This window comes from Sulfurimonas sp. (genome assembly GCF_018698455.1).
Classification (GTDB): domain Bacteria; phylum Campylobacterota; class Campylobacteria; order Campylobacterales; family Sulfurimonadaceae; genus Sulfurimonas.
Window position 1 is genome coordinate 20,526 of record NZ_JABIOQ010000015.1, and the last position, 19,830, is coordinate 40,355.

17 protein-coding genes and 1 pseudogene are annotated in these 19,830 nt (G+C 33.7%); 12 read left to right on the plus strand and 6 right to left on the minus strand.

Translation table 11 applies throughout. The annotated features are described in order from the left end of the window. Positions 1-4: 4 nt before the first annotated feature. The 6 genes from HOG88_RS02330 to HOG88_RS02355 are packed head-to-tail and all read left to right on the plus strand — an operon-like array spanning position 5 to position 7,769. The gene (locus HOG88_RS02330) at positions 5-1,549 is read left to right on the plus strand and encodes a GGDEF domain-containing protein (RefSeq protein ID WP_295002720.1); all 1,545 of its coding nucleotides are present in this window, start codon (positions 5-7) and stop codon (positions 1,547-1,549) included. Continuing rightward, the gene (locus HOG88_RS02335; RefSeq protein WP_295002722.1) at positions 1,549-2,694 is read left to right on the plus strand and encodes a Mur ligase family protein; all 1,146 of its coding nucleotides are present in this window, start codon (positions 1,549-1,551) and stop codon (positions 2,692-2,694) included. The genes HOG88_RS02330 and HOG88_RS02335 overlap by 1 nt, the downstream gene beginning before the upstream one ends. Further along, a complete protein-coding gene (locus tag HOG88_RS02340; protein ID WP_295002725.1) occupies positions 2,687-3,643 on the plus strand; it encodes a M23 family metallopeptidase in 957 nt (318 codons plus the stop codon). Before HOG88_RS02335 ends, HOG88_RS02340 begins: the two co-directional genes overlap by 8 nt. Then, complete coding sequence (locus tag HOG88_RS02345; RefSeq protein ID WP_295002727.1) at positions 3,544-3,969, plus strand: polymer-forming cytoskeletal protein; 426 nt, start codon at positions 3,544-3,546, stop codon at positions 3,967-3,969. Before HOG88_RS02340 ends, HOG88_RS02345 begins: the two co-directional genes overlap by 100 nt. Continuing rightward, complete coding sequence (locus HOG88_RS02350; protein WP_295002729.1) at positions 3,969-6,959, plus strand: DEAD/DEAH box helicase; 2,991 nt, start codon at positions 3,969-3,971, stop codon at positions 6,957-6,959. Before HOG88_RS02345 ends, HOG88_RS02350 begins: the two co-directional genes overlap by 1 nt. Then, on the plus strand, positions 6,960-7,769 hold the full coding sequence (locus HOG88_RS02355) for a TIGR00282 family metallophosphoesterase (RefSeq protein WP_295002732.1): 810 nt from the start codon (positions 6,960-6,962) through the stop codon (positions 7,767-7,769). On the opposite strand, the gene HOG88_RS02360 is transcribed toward HOG88_RS02355, so the two are convergent. Then, positions 7,766-8,230 (minus strand): hypothetical protein, encoded by a 465-nt coding sequence (locus HOG88_RS02360; protein WP_295002734.1) that lies wholly within the window; start codon positions 8,228-8,230, stop codon positions 7,766-7,768. The genes HOG88_RS02355 and HOG88_RS02360 overlap by 4 nt on opposite strands. A gap of 317 nt (positions 8,231-8,547) precedes the next feature. Here HOG88_RS02360 and HOG88_RS02365 point away from each other — a divergent pair, with 317 nt between their 5' ends. The 6 genes from HOG88_RS02365 to HOG88_RS02390 all read left to right on the plus strand — a co-directional run bounded on the left by HOG88_RS02365 (position 8,548) and on the right by HOG88_RS02390 (position 12,574). Then, the gene (locus tag HOG88_RS02365) at positions 8,548-8,883 is read left to right on the plus strand and encodes a transposase (RefSeq protein ID WP_295002737.1); all 336 of its coding nucleotides are present in this window, start codon (positions 8,548-8,550) and stop codon (positions 8,881-8,883) included. After that, on the plus strand, positions 8,856-9,542 hold the full coding sequence (locus HOG88_RS02370) for a HEAT repeat domain-containing protein (protein WP_295002740.1): 687 nt from the start codon (positions 8,856-8,858) through the stop codon (positions 9,540-9,542). Before HOG88_RS02365 ends, HOG88_RS02370 begins: the two co-directional genes overlap by 28 nt. A gap of 555 nt (positions 9,543-10,097) precedes the next feature. Continuing rightward, positions 10,098-10,907 carry a DUF932 domain-containing protein gene (locus HOG88_RS02375; protein ID WP_295002741.1) on the plus strand — a complete coding sequence of 270 codons (810 nt, stop codon included), beginning with the start codon at positions 10,098-10,100 and terminating at the stop codon, positions 10,905-10,907. An 11-nt stretch (positions 10,908-10,918) separates the two neighbouring features. Then, complete coding sequence (locus HOG88_RS02380) at positions 10,919-11,509, plus strand: hypothetical protein (protein WP_295002743.1); 591 nt, start codon at positions 10,919-10,921, stop codon at positions 11,507-11,509. An 11-nt stretch (positions 11,510-11,520) separates the two neighbouring features. Then, on the plus strand, positions 11,521-12,255 hold the full coding sequence (locus HOG88_RS02385; protein WP_295002745.1) for a Rad52/Rad22 family DNA repair protein: 735 nt from the start codon (positions 11,521-11,523) through the stop codon (positions 12,253-12,255). A 1-nt stretch (position 12,256) separates the two neighbouring features. Continuing rightward, complete coding sequence (locus tag HOG88_RS02390; protein WP_295002747.1) at positions 12,257-12,574, plus strand: DUF2958 domain-containing protein; 318 nt, start codon at positions 12,257-12,259, stop codon at positions 12,572-12,574. Positions 12,575-12,799: 225 nt separating this feature from the next. Here HOG88_RS02390 and HOG88_RS02395 read toward each other — a convergent pair whose 3' ends face one another. The 5 genes and pseudogenes from HOG88_RS02395 to HOG88_RS02415 form a co-directional block, all read right to left on the minus strand. Next, complete coding sequence (locus tag HOG88_RS02395) at positions 12,800-13,258, minus strand: hypothetical protein (RefSeq protein WP_295002749.1); 459 nt, start codon at positions 13,256-13,258, stop codon at positions 12,800-12,802. A 754-nt stretch (positions 13,259-14,012) separates the two neighbouring features. Beyond that, complete coding sequence (gene brxL, locus HOG88_RS02400) at positions 14,013-16,100, minus strand: BREX system Lon protease-like protein BrxL (RefSeq protein WP_295002751.1); 2,088 nt, start codon at positions 16,098-16,100, stop codon at positions 14,013-14,015. A gap of 11 nt (positions 16,101-16,111) precedes the next feature. Beyond that, a complete protein-coding gene (pglZ, locus tag HOG88_RS02405) occupies positions 16,112-18,574 on the minus strand; it encodes a BREX-1 system phosphatase PglZ type A (protein ID WP_295002752.1) in 2,463 nt (820 codons plus the stop codon). After that, positions 18,571-19,233 (minus strand): hypothetical protein, encoded by a 663-nt coding sequence (locus tag HOG88_RS02410; RefSeq protein ID WP_295002754.1) that lies wholly within the window; start codon positions 19,231-19,233, stop codon positions 18,571-18,573. The genes pglZ and HOG88_RS02410 overlap by 4 nt, the downstream gene beginning before the upstream one ends. Before the next feature lie 3 nt (positions 19,234-19,236). Continuing rightward, a pseudogene (locus HOG88_RS02415) lies at positions 19,237-19,830 on the minus strand (hypothetical protein); the annotation flags it as partial.

A 19,830-nucleotide genomic window follows, 5' to 3' on the forward strand; every position in this document is an offset into this window, starting at 1 on the left:
TTAAGTGACGGTACAAAATATAATTAATAATGCAGTAAAAAGATTAAAATTAGAGGGTAAAATAATGACCCCTGATTTTTATGCAGAAGCTTTTTGCAAAGAAGCATCTCGTGCTAAGGTAAGTGTAGAAGATTGTAACCATGTAAGTAAGTTTACTAAAACACTCAACAAAGAATTTCAAAAAGATATAAAAAACTATCATATTAAGACTATTCATGAGTTTATACGATTTATCGTTTCTAAACTTAATCGCACAAATCCTACTCAATGTACCGATACACTAGAATCACAAAACTTACTTACAAAAAGAATCCTACAGGTTGTCGAAGTTCTCCATAATAAAGAAGCAAGTGAATTAGCAAAAAATACCATTGAGATTATTGCCCTTGGCTCACAGCCAGATCAGTTAGATGCCTTTAGACAAAGATGGGTGAATTTCTTAACTACTTATGACGATACATTTTTAAAAAAACTTGATAGTTATGGTGATATTGATACTAAAAACTTGAAACGTAGTGTTGAAAACCTTCAAGAAAATAGTTCTTTAGTAGATCATCCACATTTAGATTTAGAAAAAATATCTAAGCTTCTTATTTCATCATTTGTTCCTTCGATTGCGTCAAGTGTGAATGATACTATTGCAAATTTAAGTGAAAAAATACGAAAAAATCCATCTCTTCTTGAGAGTATAAGTATTGAAAAAGAGATACGCTTTGCCATATCACTTAGAATAGCACTTGATAAAGACAGTGTTAAAGAGATGGTAGAATCTATAGATGGTGTTTTAGATAAGTTATCTCTTTGTTTGATAGATATTATTGAATATTCAGACAGTTCCACAGTCGCAATTCAAGCTATAAAAAAAGAGCTAGAGTCGTACTCCAATGGAAGCACTGGAAATTTTAAAGTAGCACATAAAAAACTATATACCATAGCGATAGCTTTAGAAGAAAATACACAACTTTTAAGTAAAGATTTAAAGGACCATAGTGGGGATGTTCAAGCACTTTGCGCAAAGATTAAGCGATTAGAAAATGAGCTGAAATCTTCAAGGGAAGAGTTAAAAGAAGATTTCTTAACAAAACTTTATAACAGGCGTGCACTTGATGAGTTGATGACTGTTAAAGAGGCAGAATATGAACGTTATGGACATGACTTTACTATAGTTATGTTTGACCTAGATAAATTTAAAGTTGTCAATGACAACTATGGCCATAATGCAGGTGATGCAGTTCTTTCAGCCTTTGGAAAAATTTTAAAGAAAGAATGTAGAACTGTTGATGTAGTTGGACGATTTGGTGGAGAAGAATTTTTAGCGATATTAAGTAAGACTGATATAAATGGTGGAATTGTCTTTGCCGAGAAGGTTCGTAATCATATCCTAAAGGCACGTTTTATTTACGCAGGAGAGCGAATAAATGTGACTGTGAGCTGTGGAGTCAGTAATAGAGACTCAAATATCTCACTTGAAACAACTATTAAATCAGCAGATAAATCACTGTATAAGGCTAAAGAAGGTGGTAGAAATAGAGTTGAGTCTAAAAAATAGTGTTAGAATTTTTTTTAAATAAAAAACCTCTCTATTATGATGAAATTGATTATTCTCGTATGCCCAGAGTCTATTCTAAAGTAAAATCAAAGCTAAAAATTCCGAAAATTATCCATCTCATTGGAACTAATGGCAAAGGCACAACAGGTCGTTTCTTAGCACAAGCACTTAACTCACTGTCCTTTAATGTTGGACACTATACTTCCCCTCATATTTTAGAATTTAACGAAAGGATATGGCAAAATGGTTCAAATGTTAGTACTGGTCTTTTAAATGAGAAACATTTAGAATTATTAAAACTTCTATCTAGTGATGATGCTAATTCTCTTAGTTATTTTGAATATACGACTCTACTCGCAATCATGCTATTTCAAGGTTGCGATTATGTAGTTTTAGAGGCTGGCTTAGGTGGAGAATATGATGCAACAGCTGTTTTTGAGAATATTCTTACCTTAGTTACTCCCATCGATAAAGATCACGAAGCCTTTTTAGGCGATACCATAGAAAAAATAGCTACAACAAAACTAAATGCCATCCAAAAATATGCGATTATTGCTTCTCAACCAAATAAAGAAGTGTATGATATTGCAAAAATGATAGAGAAAAACAATAGTGTATCTATAAAACAAGTTGATAGTTTTATTGACGAAGATGATGAAAAAAAGATACAGAAGATAAGAGAAGACAACAGTCTTGAGACGTACTTAGTTAATAATCTAAGATTGAGTATTGCCGCTTTAAAATTTTTGAGTCTAGATTATTCGAGTGATGATTTTATAAAGAGTAGACTTTTTGGGAGATTGACACAGTTTAGACCTAACGTAATCATCGATGTTGGGCATAATGTACTTGCAGCAAAATCGATATATGAGAGTTTAAAAGAATCTAAATATACTTTAGTCTATAATAGCTATAAAGATAAACATTATGAAGAAATTTTGAGAATATTAAAACCAATTATAATAGATGTTGAGCTAATTGAGATAGAGGATTCAAGAATAGAATCCTTAGAAGTTATGCAAAAAGTACTCAAAGAATTAGATTTAAAATATAGTAGTTTTATAAAGACTAAAGAGGATAAGAATTATCTTGTTTTTGGTTCATTTAGTGTGATAGAGATGTTTTTAAAGGAATATGTTGGATAATCATTTTACAGTTACTATACATGATGACCATGGTGTAAAACAATTTAATGTACATTCATTCGCAAAAAAAGTATTTCTTTACCTTTTTAGTTTTATCATAATTTTTGTTTTTTTAGGCATGGGTACAATTCTTTATCTTAACAGTAGTGTAGATAGTATCAAGTTGAAACGCCATAATGCAGAAATAGCATATAAAGATATAGAGAGCAAGAATCAACAACTCCAAAAGAGTATGCAACTGACGAATAATACACTTGTCAGCAAGAAAAAAGAGTTAGAGGAACTTTCCGACTCACTAAGAGAGATAGAAACACTTATAGGTCTAAAACCCGTTGAAGAAACAAGTATCCAAGAAAGAGTAAGTGCAACTAAACTTGATTCACAGCATAGAGCTATCTTACTACAGCTCATTCCTAATGGTTCACCAATCGTATATCGGGGTGTGACAAGTATATTTGGTTATCGGATACATCCTACACTAAACAGAAAAGAGTTTCATCGTGGAATAGATCTGAAAGCGAGTATGAAAACACCAGTATATGCTCCTGCAGATGGTATAGTTGAATATGCCGGATATCATAAAAAAAGTGGATTTGGACGACTTATAATATTGGAACATTCTTATGGCTTTAAAACTTATTTCGCACATTTAAACAAAGTTGTGATAAAATCTGGTAAATTTGTGAAAAAAGGGGCACTTATTGCTTATACTGGTAATTCAGGGTTGAGCAATGGTCCTCATTTACATTATGAAGTACGATTTATCCATAGAAATGTAGATCCTTTTTCATTTCTAAAATGGACACAAAAAAACTACACAGATATATTTCAAAAGGAGAAAAAAATACCATGGCAATCTTTAATAATGGCGACAGCACATCTGAGGCTGTCCCAACAAACTCAAACACCACTATTATCACAGCAGGTGCTAAGCTTAAAGGAGAACTAGAGCTTTCTTGTAATCTTTATGTAGATGGAGAACTAGAGGGAACAATTAAGTCTACAAAAGAGGTAAATATTGGTAAAAATGGTTCTGTAAAAGGTACTGTAAGCACCGATAAAGTAATAGTCAAAGGCTATATGGAAGGGAGTATTAAGGCTAACAGAGTAGAGATAAAAGCGGCCGGACATGTGAGTGGAGAAATATGCTCAACGGAACTTATCATTGAATCTAAAGGTATTTTTGAGGGTAACTCAATTGTAAAAGGTTCAACCAAATCATCAAAAAGACCTCTAGAAAATAAAACTACAACTAAAACTAAAACAGAAGTGTAATGTCTCAAACTTCTTTATTTAACTACTACAAAACAGCAAACTCTTTTGATTTAGAACTACTAATATGTGAAGATGAGAAAGAAGCACTTGCTTTAGAAAGTGTAGTTCATTTCTTTAAGCGCGAAGTTATTGTATTTCCAGATTTTCGTCCAAGTTTTGGGGATGATCTGCGTACTTATAAAGAAGAACTTCATGAATTATTTTTCTCTCTAAGAAAATATTATAATGCAAAGAAAAAACCTCTCATAATATCACCACTTAAAACACTTCTTTTCCCTCTTCCAAAAGTTGAGCTTTTAGATTCTATGAAACTTGAATTTGGTGAAACTATTAATCTCACTGACTTTAAAGAAAAAATGCTTTTTTGGGGCTATACTTTTGTTGATATGGTACAAGTAGAAGGAGAAATATCTCACCGTGGAGACATCCTAGATATTTATATCCCCTCATCGCAAAATCCTTATAGAATCTCACTTTTTGATAATGAAATAGAACAGATTAAAGAGTTTGAACTAGAATCACAAAGAACATTAGGCGATGAGCTAGACTCTGTTGAAGTAAGAAGTGCATTTTACTCTTTTGATGAAGATACTTTTAATGAAGTCAATGCCCAGATTAAAAAAAGTGAGTTTGACACACTCATTAAAGATGTTTCTTCTTTAGGTTTTTGGTTTTTAGGGGATAAGGCCGAAAGCTTTTTAGAAAACAAAGAAGTGAGACTCTCTAGAAACTTAGACAACATCTTAAAAGATGCCTACGGTATCAATGAACCTGTTATTTCACGAGAAAAATTTGACATAGAAATATTAGAAGAGAATGATGATATAAAAGAATTAGTTGTAGCAAATGCAGAACAACTTCTTAATGTACATAGAAATAAAAAAATAACAATCATAGCAGCAAACACAGCGACAATTAAACATGCAGGTATTTATAATACCGAGGGCATTACAAAAATAACAGCTGGGTATATACTCAACATTATTACTCCAGAAGAAATCATTATATCTCTAAATAAGGCCGATAAAAAACGCCGTCGTCGTAAGAGTTCGATACTTTTAGATGATCTTAAAACAGGTGATTATATTGTTCATGAAGATTATGGTGTTGGAATTTTTGAGAAGATTGAGCAGACTGAAATTCTTGGTGGAATCAAAGACTTTTTAGTGATTAAGTATGTGGGTGATGACAAGATTTTACTTCCTGTGGAAAACCTAGACTTTATAGACCGTTACATAGCGAGTGGAGGTTCAACTCCAGTACTAGACAGACTAGGTAAAGGAAGTTTTGGAAAACTTAAAGCTAAGGTACGTAAACGCCTACTTGAAATTGCTGGACAAATAGTCAACACAGCTGCAGCACGTGCTCTTATTAAAGCACCAAAGATAAATTTAACCAAGACTGACCTCAAAGAGTTCCAATCCCTCAGTGGCTTTGAATATACTGATGATCAAACACAATCAGTCCAAGAGATACTTTCTCAAATGTCAACGGGAAATATAATGGACAGGCTTCTAAGTGGGGATGTTGGATTTGGAAAAACAGAGATAGCTTTAAACACGATTTTTGCCGCGTTTAAGTCTGGATACCAGTCTGCATTTATAGTACCTACGACACTTCTTTCAGCACAGCACTGGCGTTCTTTAGATGAGCGCTTTAAAGATCTCAAAATCCGATATGCAAAACTAGATAGGTTTGTGAGTACGAAAGATAAGTCTGCAGTTATAAAAGGTCTTGCCTCTGGTGAAATAGATGTAGTTGTCGGTACACATGCTCTTTTTGGTTTAGAGTTTAAAAAATTAGGTGTAGTTATCATTGATGAAGAGCATAAGTTTGGAGTCAAGCAAAAAGAGAAGATAAAAGAGTTGTATCATAATGTACACCTTTTAAGTATGTCTGCAACACCAATTCCTCGTTCATTAAACCAAGCAATGAGTTCTATAAAAACTATGAGTCAGTTACTTACTCCTCCTGGTGAACGCCAAGGTGTAAGAACTTTTGTAAAAGAGTATGAAGAGAAACTTATAAAAGAGGTCATACTCCGAGAACTTCGTCGTGGTGGACAGGTGTTTTATGTGCATAATAGCATAGACCATATGCCTATAAAACTAGGAGAGCTCAAAGCACTCTTACCAAACCTTAGAGTAGTAATGTTGCACTCAAAAATCTCAGCAGTAGAGACAGAGAAAGAGCTTTTAAAGTTTGAAGCAGGAGAGTATGACTTGATGATAGCAACTTCTATTATTGAGTCAGGTATTCATATGCCTAAGGTAAATACGATTTTAATTGATGGTGCAGATAGGTTTGGAATAGCAGACTTACATCAACTTCGTGGTCGTGTTGGTCGTGGAAGTGTAGAAGGTTTTGCATACTTTGTAGTTCAAAATAAAGAGACACTTACCGATGAAGCAAAAAAACGTCTTCTTGCTCTTGAGTCTAACTCATTTTTAGGAAGTGGTTCTGTGTTAGCACAGCATGATTTAGAGATTCGTGGTGGTGGTAACTTAATTGGTGATGCACAAAGTGGACACATAAAAAACATAGGTTATTCCCTCTACCTTAGAATGTTAGAAGACGCTATTAAAGAGCTTTCTAACACGAAAGAGGGTGAGCGTGCGAAAGTAGATATTAAACTTACTATCTCTGCGTTTATTAGTGATGAGGTTGTCAAAGAAGATAGACTGCGTTTAGATATATATAGACGACTTTCACAGTGTGAAGAGCCTGTAGAAATCTATGAAATAGAAGAAGAAATCATAGACCGTTTTGGAGAGTTAGATGAACCAACAAAACAGTTTTTTGAACTTATGGTTATTAAACTACTTAGTCTTGAAAAAAAGATAAAGAGTATTATGAATTATGGACAAAACATTACCATCATATATGTTAATGAATCAAAAGAGAGCATCAAGTCCGACTCAAGAGATGATGATGACATTATTAAAGTCACTCTTTCATACTTGAGAAACTCTAAACCAAAGGTATTGTAAATGAAGATAGCATTTATAGGAGATGTAGTAGGGAAACCTGGGCGTGATATGTTAGAAAAACACCTCAAAACTATTAGAGATGAGCAAAGTCTAGATTTTGTAATAGTCAACTATGAAAATGCTTCTCATGGTTTTGGACTCACACAGAAGAACTGTAATGAACTTTTCTCTTATGGCATTGATGTTATGACTGGAGGAAATCACTCATGGGATAAAAAAGACATTATTCCTCTCTTTGATACACATGAAATTCTTCGTCCTCACAACTACCCAGAGGAAGTCTCTGGAACTGGCTGTAAGGTTTATGAAGTTGCAGGAGAAAAACTTGGGCTACTTAACCTTATGGGACATTTTAGTATGCCCCAATCAGATAATGCTTTTCGTTGCGCGAAGTTAACTGTGAAAGAGCTAAAAGAGCAGGGTGTCCAAAATATATTTATAGATTTTCATGCTGAGGCTACGAGTGAAAAACGCGGGATGATGATGTTACTTCAAGGCCAAGTCAGTGGTATTATAGGAACGCATACCCATGTGAGTACAGATGATTTTCAGATTGCTAAAGGTACTGCATATTTAACAGATATTGGACTGACAGGTTGTCGTGATAATGTTATTGGTATGGATGAAAAGGTACCGCTAAAGATGTTTTTAACTGGAATGAAAGGGCATTTTGACATACCTAAGAAGTGCAAAAAGATACTTCAAATAGCAATAATGGATCTCAAAAATGGTAAATGCGAAAGTGCTTATAAGTTAAAGTATTTTTGTAATGGAAATATTTTGAAAAGTGATGCTTGGGTAGAAGACTAAGCGGCAGTTATACGATAGTAGTTGTCGTTTGCTATATATGCATTTACCATAGTGCTTCTTATTACACTTTCTTTTGCATCTTGTGCCTCTATAGGCATTTTTTGATCTATTTTTGGAGTCTGATTTATAGTCTGCTTTGGCTTGACTAGAAGTGAAAACATTTTGGAATTGTCACCATAGGCAACCTGTGCATTTTTTAGTAAACTTACTTTTTTAAACTTCATGCTAGCAGCTTGTTTTGTAATGTCATTGTCTTCTAGTTGTTGCTTATTGTTAAGTGCCTTGTAATTAGAAATATAGTCAATAGGAAGTTTTTTACCAAGAATAACATGTTGATTGAAAGTAGGAGTTGCTTTTATCTCAAATTTTGAACTTGGTTTATTTACACTCTCATCTTTTTCTTTTTGGGCTTTATTAGTCGTACTAGTATCGATATATGTGTTATATGATGATACAAACATAGTACTTCCTTTTATTTATTATAACTATATTATAAATCATTAATACTTTAAGGTTTATAAAAAATTAACTAGAGTGTCATAAAGATTAGGTAAATCCGATGAAAAATAAAACGAATCTTAATCATACAAGAATACTTGGATAGAAACTTGCTTATGCTCCTTAAACAAGGAGTATATCATGAAACATACCAAAACTACAGAACTTATTAAAAATTACACCCCTGTGAATGAATCTCCATTTTTATGATATAATTTTTAACTATCGACATAACAAAAGAAATAAGGATTTTTAATACCTACAAGATTAAAAGTAGATATTGCTGGTTATCAATCGTGGTGTAAATCGTTGTAATATTTTCAACTCAGATGTTGATAAAGATATGTTCTTACAGATTTTAAATAAAAGTGCTACTTTAAATAAAGTCATTATACATGATTACTGTTTGATGGATAATCATTATCATCTGCTTATAGAGACTACAAAAGAGAATTTACCTGTACTCATGCGTACTATAAATGCTAACTATGCAAAATATTTTAATAAGAAATCTAAACGCAGTGGACATCTTTGGCAAGATAGATACAAGTCTAAATATATCACTTCTGAGGATTATCTATATAGACAGTGGCAAAAAATAATCCGCTTGCATTAGAAGAACTTTTAATCGCTTACTCAAATTATCTTTCTAATCCTAAGTTAGAAAAGCAGTTGTCACAAATAGTTTCACAAATTAAAGACCCAAAGGTTGAAAACTTTGCACAAGATCTTGCAACCTCAGAAGATAGACAACAAAACATTATAGGATTTGATTTATTAGGTGAATTGCAAATTCCTAATGAGAAGACACTTCAGATTTCAACAGAGGCTTTATCACAATTTAGTGGGGATAAAGAACTTACACTTTCAGCACTTCATGCAATGCCACACCTTAATCTTCCTCAATCCAAAAATAATGAGATTGTTATGCTGTTAAGTGAACTTAGTATTAGCCAGGATGAGGCTGTTCGTTCTGAAAGTATTATCACACTAGGTCAATGGGCTAAATCAGAGTTAGAAATTAGTGCAGTTGTGGATGCACTAAGCAGTAGTACTAATGATGATAGAATAAGTGCCGCCATAGCACTTGAACAAAGTCATGTTGTTGGAAATAGTTTAAAAACTGTACTTTTAGAAAAACTTGAGGATACAGCAGAATTATGGGAAGTTCGAGCAATGAGTGCAAATTCTTTAGAAAGGTTTGATTTAAATAATAATGAGTTTAGTATATTAGAGAATTTTAGGAAAAATCAAGTTGGTGGTGTGAAAAATTAATTGTAAGGTTTTTGAGGTGGTGGCCAATCTCTCTACCACACTAAATCCACTTTGTGCCTATAAATAGGTGTTTCTTCGTTTCTTGAAAATTCAAGGGTAACAAAGAGGGTAACAAAAGAACAAAGTACCCCAACCAGTTTTGGATGAAATAACTTGTAGAATTGTACGTCATTTTTCTTAAAATTAAATTATATACTAATTTCCACAACCTTTCATTGAGATTACTTTTTAGGTAAAAACTACAAAAAACCAGGTATATACTATGTAGAGATATATAGCATATCTCTCAAATCCTCTCACTACACACAACAATCATAAAACTTTCTACTTTACAATTATTGTGTGTAGCATAAAGGTGTACTCTATGTACTACTACCTCTTAAAGTATCTGAAGATACAAGTTCCAAATAAACCAGCAAATAATCCAAATTACTATCCATTTCTTACAGGAGCATAATCATGCCATTGAAAGAAATAGCAAAAATATTTGTAGTGCTTATTGTAATAGTTGCCGAGATAATCGGTCAATCATCTAAAAAATAAGGAGACAAAACTATGTCTATATTACCATTAAACGAAACTCAACTAAAAACTCAAGCCCCTGCACTCTTCACAGAGGAACCACACTACGATGTTAGTGATAAATATCACTTCGTCTCAACTATAGATGTTATTAATGAAATAACGTCTCTTAACTGGTATCCAGTCTCAGTAGAGCAATCATCAGTCAAAGATGAAGATAAAGAGGGATACCAAAGACACCTCGTTCGCTTTCGTCACTTTGATGACCTACTTAATCCACAAGAAAATGCAGTTGAATTATTATTGTTCAATAGCCATGATAGAAGTACAGCATTTTCCATAAGTGCTGGAATCTACCGCTTTGTCTGTTGTAATGGACTTGTTATTGCAGAAAGTGTATTTGAATCTTACAAGATAAAGCATATAGGAGACAGATATAACGACATACAAACTGCGATAGACAAGATAACTTCTTTCAAGCCACAACTTCAGCAGAAAATAAATAGCTTTGAGTCTATTACACTCTCTCAACAAGAAAAAGAATCGTTTGCTCGTTCTTCAATTCCACTTAGATTTGAAAAGCATCTGCAAATAGACTTCAAAGACTTACTTGTTCCACACAGAGATGAAGATAATAAAGATGATCTCTACACAACACTCAATGTGATCCAAGAGAATTTACTTCGTGGAAATATATCTGGAGTTAACAATATAACAGGTCGTAGGTTTACCTCTCGTGAGATTACTTCCATCAGTAAAGACATAGACGTGAACCAAGGAATTTGGGATATTTCGGAGCGTATAGCTTTAATAAAACAGCCTAGAATGGCATTAGCAGCATAAGGAAAAATAAAATGAAAATGACAAACTATAGATTACAAACAGAGATAGAACACTTAACACCACTAAGCCAAAAAGATTGGTTTAAAAACTATGTAAAAGAGGTACTTGAAAGCGATAAACCATACCATGTAAAAGCAGACTACATAGGATTATCGTTCCAGGAACTACAAAACAAGATTGATTATCTATCATCAGATATTAAAGAGCTACAGGCTCTTAAAAGGACTCTCACACAATCAAAAACTTTAGCACAAGAAGTTACAGCTGCTATTCTTCTAGATTATGGAATTGACCGCTTAGATGGAACATCAATATCTAGTATAACAATCCAAGCACATAAAACTAAGCTCAAAGAAACATTCAAAATTATAAATGCAGAAGCACTTATTAAACTAGGGTTTTACACAGTAACTGTGGATGAACAAGCAGTCAAAGATGCAATGCTCACAGTTGAAGGTATGGATGAAATAGATGAGTTTGTAGAGGTTGGTGTAACAAGTGAAGAAGTCCCAGCAAAAATTAAAGTAAACGCCAGAAGATCTAGCCAAAACAACCAAGCTACAGAACTACTGAATTTAGTAGATTCTCAAGAAGCAGCATAAGGAGCAACAGAATGTTCAACGATAAACAAACACAAGTTCTAGCCTATGAGCTAGACAGTAGTAGAATAAAGAGTCGCTCAAAAGGTAATATTTCACTCTCTTACTTAGAGGGCTTCGATATTATTGAAACAGCCAATAAAATATTCGGTCATGGTAATTGGGGTTATTCTATATCATCATTACAGTCAGTATCTCAAGAGCAGAACCAAAACCAAAATAATGTTATCTGCTACAAAGCAGTTATTAACGTAGTGGTTCATGATCTGCAACACTCTAAGCATGTAAGCAGAGAGGATGTGGGGTTTGGTACAGGTATTGCAAAAACCCTAGCAGATGCACATGAAGGTGGAGCTAAAGAAGCAGTTACGGATGCTATCAAACGCACACTTAGAAGCTTCGGAAATCAGTTTGGTAATTCTCTATATGATAAGAGCCGTCAACATCAAAATCAGCAACAGACATATCAACAACCTGTACAGTTACAACAGCAATCACAGCAACAGAAGCATTACCAACAGCCACAAACTCAGCAAGTGGAAAGTAATCAAGGGGCCTATTCATTGCAAGAATATACATCTATACTAAACCTAGGGTTACAGATTCTTGAGCAAGGAGAGAACATAGTGATTATTGGAGATAAAAATACTATATTCAATTCCAAAGATATTATTAAGGCGTGTTCTTTCAGGTGGAGTAATGAAAATCGACAATGGTATAAACAAAAATATCAGCAACAGGCTGCATAAAATGAGTAAGCTTATCCCACAAACATTACTAAGCGATATTCCAGATTTATACGAGACAGAAGGATCATTAAATCCAATGTGTCACATTAAACTATTCACACCTAACAGTAACTGGACTTGGTACATCATCGAGTTCTCTAAAGCTGATGCTAAAACTTGCTACGGCTATGTACAAGGATTAGATTCTGAACTTGGGTACTTTACACTTGAAGAGCTGGAGTCTATACATGGTCCACTTGGATTAGCAATAGAACGAGATATGTTATTTGAAGCTACTTCATTTACAAAAATTAAGGAGGACGAATATGCGAATAGATGATATGACTAAATCTAAAATAAGTGCATTTACTAAGTTGCTAGAAGGTAGTGCTGAAGATGCTGTTGGATTTGCACTATGAGTGTTTTAGATCTCATCCTTTTTCTTATAACTCGATGTCTGCAATTCGTTGTATTTCTTTCCCGTTTCTTCTCTAGTCTTTTATCAAATTAGTCACTCTAATAGAGTGGCTTTAAATACATTCTTTTTTTTAGCTTACATTTTGACTTAACGAATACCATGCATTAAATTTTCTTGCCTTTGTATTTCATCATTCATTGGCTTTGCTTTAAAATATTCAACAGCCATCATACCAACAGCAATAGCAACGACAAGAGCTACCCCATACTTAGATTTAAATCCAAAAAAAGTTGGCATTTTATTATCAAAACCTTCTTCTACTTGCTTCTTAGTAGCACTTAATCTCAACAGTTCAAGCTTCGCAATATCTTCTGCTGATACTTTTGTTTTTTCATTAGGAACAATAGCCTCTCTAGTCTTAGCAACCTCTCTTAGCAGCTCATCAGCATCTCGAATAAGCTTCATTCTAGGGTTAGCTAACTGTGCGGTTCTCATTGCATCTCGTACTAACTTTTCTTCTTTCTCACTGAATGTAAATCTATTTAATACAGCATCTGCTGAACCATTCTTATAAAACTCTAGTTCTAATTTTTCTATTTCTGTCATGTTTTCATCTCTTCATTTTCAAATATTAAAATCATTAAATAATGTCTATGCCACCTTTAGTATGAAAATGGACTTACTGCAATTATATTGTTTTATTATAGCAAGACGACAGATATTTAAGTGTGTTTTTCACTGGTATAGATTTGATAGACATGTAGCCAGCTCTTTATTTAGAGAGGTGTATATTTTTGGATATGCTTGTAATGAAATCGCAAAAAAACTAATAACAATGAGTATGTAGATACTCTTTTTCATGTTTCCCCTAATCTTCACAAGCTTTTTAACAATACTAGCAAGCCTTGTACCCTCTCTAATAAGCAATCGTTTTTTACTAGATGTTTGCCCACATGAGAGAACAGCACTTGGATGCAAAAGATAGACGGATGAGTGTCAACCACCCCCTAAATCTAAAACACCTAATCCATCAACTCAAAAGAACATCAGATAAATTCAACGATTCCTCAAAGCTTGTAAAAGTACCCACCTGCCCATATTTCACAACCTATTAGTTACTCTCAGGTTTCTTGCTTCATCCTTATACGTTATCTTATGTCTACCTTATACTCTTTATACTCTACTTACATAACAATTAGATGATGTCGCAGCATGTACCATTGACTTAATTAATCTTTTTTGAATGTCGCAGGGTGTACCATTCGCTTAAAGGAATCTTTATGAGCACGAACACTTTCAGACTAGTTCTTTGCAGATGTTCCTTGATCAATGAGAAGTTGCACACCATAGCAACTCCATTTTATACTTTTATATAAGTAACCTCAAATCCTTTACATCCACGATACTCTTGTAATCTATTACTTAAACTAAAAGTATTATTCATATCATACTGCTGATAGATATCTAAACCACGATCAAGTGATATCTTCCAACCTGTATCAGTGACTACACTTCTCGCATGTATAGTTTCAGTCGTATCAAATTCCCAAGTGAAAGTTACACCTGCTGGCATTGCTGATTGTTGTATTTGAGTGAAGAAATCTACTTGTCCTTCTGGATTTCTATCATCTGCTATTGTAATTAGATGCACAGTTACAACATCTTCAACAGCTTTATACTTGATAACTGTTTCTATAAACTCCATCATATTACGAACTTGAAAGAAGATTCTTACATAAGGATCTGTAATCACTATCTCAGAACTGCCTTTTAAATACTCTCCAAACAGATTGTCATAAGTGATTCCCTTTTGGTTTTCACTAAACTCAAGGTGTTGTTCTTTAAGTTCTAAGCTTTTCTCTTCTTTAGCTACTGGAGTATCTTCGTCCTCCACAAGTTTATCAGCATTAGATTTTACATCCCCTCTATCTTTAGGAATGTACAACTCCTCGTTATTAGAATCTATAGTTATGCTTCTATGATAGTAGTTAGGATACTCATCTTCTTCAAGAGTTGTAACAGGATACTTCTTCCCTTCTTTATCTTCATAGTAAAACTTCGTCTCTTGGTAAGTAGAGTCTATTCTCATGAGTTGGTCTTTAACTCTTTTTCGTCCTTCTATTGCGAATCTTAAAATCTCTTCTATCTCTTTCACTGTAGCACCATCGTGAGGAAACATGACTTTCATTAAGCCAGAGAATGTTTTGTTAATCCCATCTCTATCTCTTGTTGAGATTTCATTAGACAGTGTAAAGTGTTCAGCATATCTATCTGAGTAGTCATCATTTCTAAGTGAGCGAAGTATCTCTGCAATGTAATCAACCACAAATCCATAACCATCAGAAAACATCTCCCCACGAACAATATCTATCTCCCAGCCTGGTAAATAGAAGTGAAGACGATCTAAAAATGCTGAGTCATGATACTTAGCAGGTACTTCTTCAAAGAGATCCGAATGTTTTAACATATAAGGTACTGGATGAGCGGTATTTCCAACAAAGACCATTGAAGCTTCCGCACCTAGTGTTTCTATCCCTCTTGAAAATGATTTATTTGCCATGTAGTTTTTCATAATATCTACAAGAGCTTTATCTACCTTTTTAGCTTGACCTGCAAACTCATCAAATGCTACAACATTCCAGTAACCGACAAGTCCTAACTTTCCATTAGCATTATTTACAAATAGCTTAGGAACCGTTACTTCTCCACCCGATATTAAAATTCCATGAGGAGAGAACTCTGAATAGATGTGAGATTTACCAGTTCCTTTTGGTCCAAGTTCTATGATGTTATAGTTTCTCTCGCAGTACGGTATCAGTCTTGAGAGCTGCATCATCTTGTTGCGTTTACCAAACATCTCAGGATTAAATCCCATACTCTGAATAAGTAAGTCTATCCACTCATCGGTACTAAACTTCTTTCTAGCTTCTATATAGCTATCGTAGTCAAAGTGAGAGAGTTGAATAGGCTTTAAAGACGAAAGAGTCCATGGTGTTACATTACCATCTTCTGAATGATCATACTCTACATCAGCGATACACCAAACACCACCAACAAGTAGTTTAGGGTGTGCTTTTACAGTACCAGAATCTACAAGTATTTTCTTGATTCCAAGGTTACTAAACTCAGCTTCATAAGTATCATTTTTATCATTAAGTTCTACACTGATTTTGTCAATGACCTTATGCTTACGACCTTTCTCTTTAATGACAGATTTAACAAGTCCAGCTTCATTACGATGAACATAGTGATCTCTGAGAATATTCTTTACCATCTCTATACCAGCTTGGATAGTCTCTTCATCATTTGTTGCACAGTATTGACCTAATAGATACTCTAAAACATAGGTTGGAACAATAGCATTTCCCTTAACAGCTTTAACAAGGTCTTTTCTTACTACTAAGCCTGCAAAGACTTCATTGATTTTCTTATCGAGTTCATTCATCATCTACTTACCTTTTAAAATTCATCAAATTCGTTGAAGTGTGAAAGCTTCAATTCTGTATCTACTTCTTTATAGACAGGTTCTTCACTACTATTTGATAGCACTCTTTTTAGAACTAATGTTACAGTTTCATTGTTGTGATGGTTAGCATTCTCTTTGAAGTAAAAGACTACTGATTTCTCACGATTTCTACTATCTGTATGTTCACTATCAAATGTGATTGTTTGCGACTGTGTTAAAAGCTCTCCACTTTGAGTAAGAAAAGCTGCTTTTAAAGTGATAGGCTGTATTTTTTTACTTACTGCTTCTTTTTGATAGAGAGATATTTTAATGCTGTTGGTAGTAATCTTAGGAATACTCATCACTTCAACTTCTACAAGGCTTATATCATCACTTCTTTTTTTACGGATACTAATAAGAGGAATTACTAACTCTTGAAGAGAAAAGCTTCCATGAACAAATCTATTTCCACCACCTTGAACTCTCATTTTATTTATAGAGTTTGCGAGTAGTATATCGTTACTACCTTTGATATTTAATTCAGTAGAACTAAACTTTTGAGTACAGTTATCAGCTTCTAAATCTTTACCTATGATAAATCTACGGTTCATTTTTATAGGCTTTACTATGTCCTTGAATTTACAGAACTCACTCTCATCTGTAGGAGTGTTTTGATACAAGAAACCATGATCCGCAGTTACTAAAATATTACTACGGTTAAACTGTGAAGTTTGCTTGATAAGCTTAGTGATAGTCTCAAAGCTACTCTCTACAGCATCAAATACTCTCTCTTCACTCGATAGTTTGTCCCCAGTAGAATCTATCTCATCATGATAGATAAATATGACTTTATTCTCTTTAACAAATGCTCGTCCATCATCACGATTAAGAGCTAAGAAGTCCTCATCACTTATAGCGATAGAACTTTTATAGTGCGACTGTAAAATCTTTGTACGATTTGCTATACCACTGCTTCTAAGACCATCTGCATAGACTATATCGTCTTTATCTTTTAACTCTAGCTCTTTATGTGGAAGTAGTGATGCCATACCTAACTGAGTATATGATGGAAGAGAACAAACCATACTCTCACACTCTGTACTATATCTATTGATAGAATCAAGCTTAGAGCTTAATTCTGCTCCACACTCATAACGAAGAGCATCAGAGATGATAACTACAACATTGTCATCCTTATCTATAAATGGCTGAATCTTTTTTTGGAAGAAATCTCTTTGATGCATAAAACCTGTGTTAGAATACTCAGGTATAAAGTTTTGAAACTTCTCATTAACTACTCGTAAATATCCATTTTTATAGATATCTTCAACTTTTGAGTCAAGCTCTTTGAGTATGTGTATATGTTCGGCTTTGTTAGTATGATAGATGTACTTTCTGTAAAAGAAGTCAAGCTTTTGCCACTGGTGCGTGTATCTATTTACTGCATCGTCAAAACTCTCACAACTGAAGCGTTCACTTTTAATGTTTTGAATAAGTAAAGACCCATAAAGAAGTGATTTATAGATATTTTTATATCCATCATACCAAAACGTATGCTCTCTAGCTTCTACAATATTACTTACTTCATCCGAATTTATATCATCAGCAACTATCTTGTTTTTTACATGTAATATAATTGCCTTTTCACAAGAGTTATAGGTATCGCAAAGAAGTAGTTCATTGTGTTTAAGATCATTAACAACTCCATCTACATGTAAAGCTTCTGCAACTTCTGTTGCTTTATCTCTATAGCACTCTCCATAAGTTTTACTATCCATCCAGCTACGGACTAAAAGCATAGCTTCTCTGTTGAGTGCAGTTTTAGTAGAATCTACTCCCCAGAAGAAATGATTTTGCAGTAGCTTGTATGTGAAGTCTTGAAATGAAGGAGTATCCGCTTTATAAGAATATGCACTAAGTAAAATACCCCACAGTTCTTCTTCTAAGTCCAGCTTCTTGAGTGTTTCTAAATACTTCTCACTTTCTTGTAGTCTAAGCACTATAATATTAACAGAGGCATCGCAGCCAATACTTACAGCTATCATCTTCATTATAAGTGTTTCTTCATCATCGCTAGGATTTAAGAGTGACTTTAAAGACTCAGCTCTCTTTGCTGCATTGAAAAATTTCATATATTTCGAGATGGCATTTTTGTAGCTCATATCAAGACCAAGTTCACTTACAGTAAGACTTATCTTATCTGCATAGAAGACATGGCTTGAGAGAAGAAGATCTAAGAGCCAGTTATCATCATCTTGTGGTTGTTTTGATGGGCTATATATAAGAAACTTATCATTAGGGGATTCTTTTAGGAGCTGATACTTAATAGAAAACTCATTACCATCAAGTGTGACTTTTTGCACATCATCTAACTCAAGGGTGTTAAACTCTTCTTGAAGCTCTGCACCACCATCGTACCAGAAGATGAGTCTGTTATGATTGAAGTGTGATTGTAGTGTTTGTTGTATTTTACTCATCTTTTTTCTCTTTTTGCATCATCTAATAATAGCTTTATATTTTTATCAAGGTTAATTTCTTGCCATCCCTTAAGGACATAATTTTGTAAACAAATTGGAATAACTTCTTTGTTGCCCACATTTCCATGCCAGATAAGATTCACTAAAATAGATATATACTTTTTCAGAATCATATCTACAATTTCCCAAGAAACTTTTATTACATCAGGGATACCTGAATAATCTAAATCCTTTAATTCAAGAATTTGCACAATATGATCATGAATACTAAAGGTATCCGCACTATAAAGATCAAAATTAGTATAACGATTCTCATTTACTAAGTCTGTCAATATCTCCAACATCTTTTGAATATAAATATTCTCAGTATCATTAAAACTAAAGTGAAAATATAGATGTTTGTTGTGAATATCTAAAATTTTATGCCCCAATTTATTTTTCAATCTATTACTTGTTACTTGAGTTGAATTTTTAGTATTATAATCCAGCATATATACGATTTTTTGAAGCCTTTCAACACCTGTTGCTTGAAGTAATAGATAAGCGTATAAAGTGGCAAATTCAGGATCCTGTTCTATGAGAGTATTAGCACCCTTAAAGAATGAACATAGTCCATCAATGACTTCATCATTCAACTTCATTTTTTGGTTTGTTGTCATTTATTAACATAGCCCACTAATAGGGTAAAGTACATCTTTAAACTTACAGTAGTTTACTTTAACACCATCATCTAAGTCTATCTCTATCTTACCCTGTGCAAATGCTGTTAGGTGGTCTCTGTCATATTTTATGATCTCGTCTATTTTTTTAGTAATGTTATCTATCTCTTTAGTTGCTTTTCTTCTTTCTGTTGCACTATTACTTTCGTCTTCACTCTCTGTATGTCGAACTTGCTTTGTCGCTTCTAGTTTTGTGACATACTCTCTTAGGTAGTTGTTTTGAACACGAGCAAATATATCACTCTCATATCTGTGCATATAGATAAGTGCATTGAAGCTTTTCTTAGGGCTACTTACCATCCAGTAGATTGGTCTTTTTTTGTAGCGTTTAAGATGATCTTCATAGAAACCTTTTACGAAATACTTTCTTATACTTGTTCCTAGAGAGTCTTCAATGAAGAGTATATTCTCATTTAGATTTTCTTCTCCAAATGTAGCTTTAACAAACTGAACAAATCTTGATGCTATATCATCTGGGAAGTAATCATCTTCAAGCACTGGGATAACATTGTCATCATCTATCTCAAATGTTGTATC

Coding starts and splice junctions, on each gene's coding strand:
- HOG88_RS02390 (WP_295002747.1), top strand. CDS start 12,257: ATGAGTAAGCTTATCCCACAAACATTACTAAGCGATATTCCAGATTTA.
- brxL (WP_295002751.1), bottom strand. CDS start 16,100: ATGATGAATGAACTCGATAAGAAAATCAATGAAGTCTTTGCAGGCTTA.
- HOG88_RS02355 (WP_295002732.1), top strand. CDS start 6,960: ATGAAGATAGCATTTATAGGAGATGTAGTAGGGAAACCTGGGCGTGAT.
- HOG88_RS02345 (WP_295002727.1), top strand. CDS start 3,544: ATGGCAATCTTTAATAATGGCGACAGCACATCTGAGGCTGTCCCAACA.
- HOG88_RS02360 (WP_295002734.1), bottom strand. CDS start 8,230: ATGTTTGTATCATCATATAACACATATATCGATACTAGTACGACTAAT.
- HOG88_RS02410 (WP_295002754.1), bottom strand. CDS start 19,233: ATGACAACAAACCAAAAAATGAAGTTGAATGATGAAGTCATTGATGGA.
- HOG88_RS02380 (WP_295002743.1), top strand. CDS start 10,919: ATGAAAATGACAAACTATAGATTACAAACAGAGATAGAACACTTAACA.
- HOG88_RS02385 (WP_295002745.1), top strand. CDS start 11,521: ATGTTCAACGATAAACAAACACAAGTTCTAGCCTATGAGCTAGACAGT.
- HOG88_RS02375 (WP_295002741.1), top strand. CDS start 10,098: ATGTCTATATTACCATTAAACGAAACTCAACTAAAAACTCAAGCCCCT.
- HOG88_RS02395 (WP_295002749.1), bottom strand. CDS start 13,258: ATGACAGAAATAGAAAAATTAGAACTAGAGTTTTATAAGAATGGTTCA.
- pglZ (WP_295002752.1), bottom strand. CDS start 18,574: ATGAGTAAAATACAACAAACACTACAATCACACTTCAATCATAACAGA.
- HOG88_RS02350 (WP_295002729.1), top strand. CDS start 3,969: ATGTCTCAAACTTCTTTATTTAACTACTACAAAACAGCAAACTCTTTT.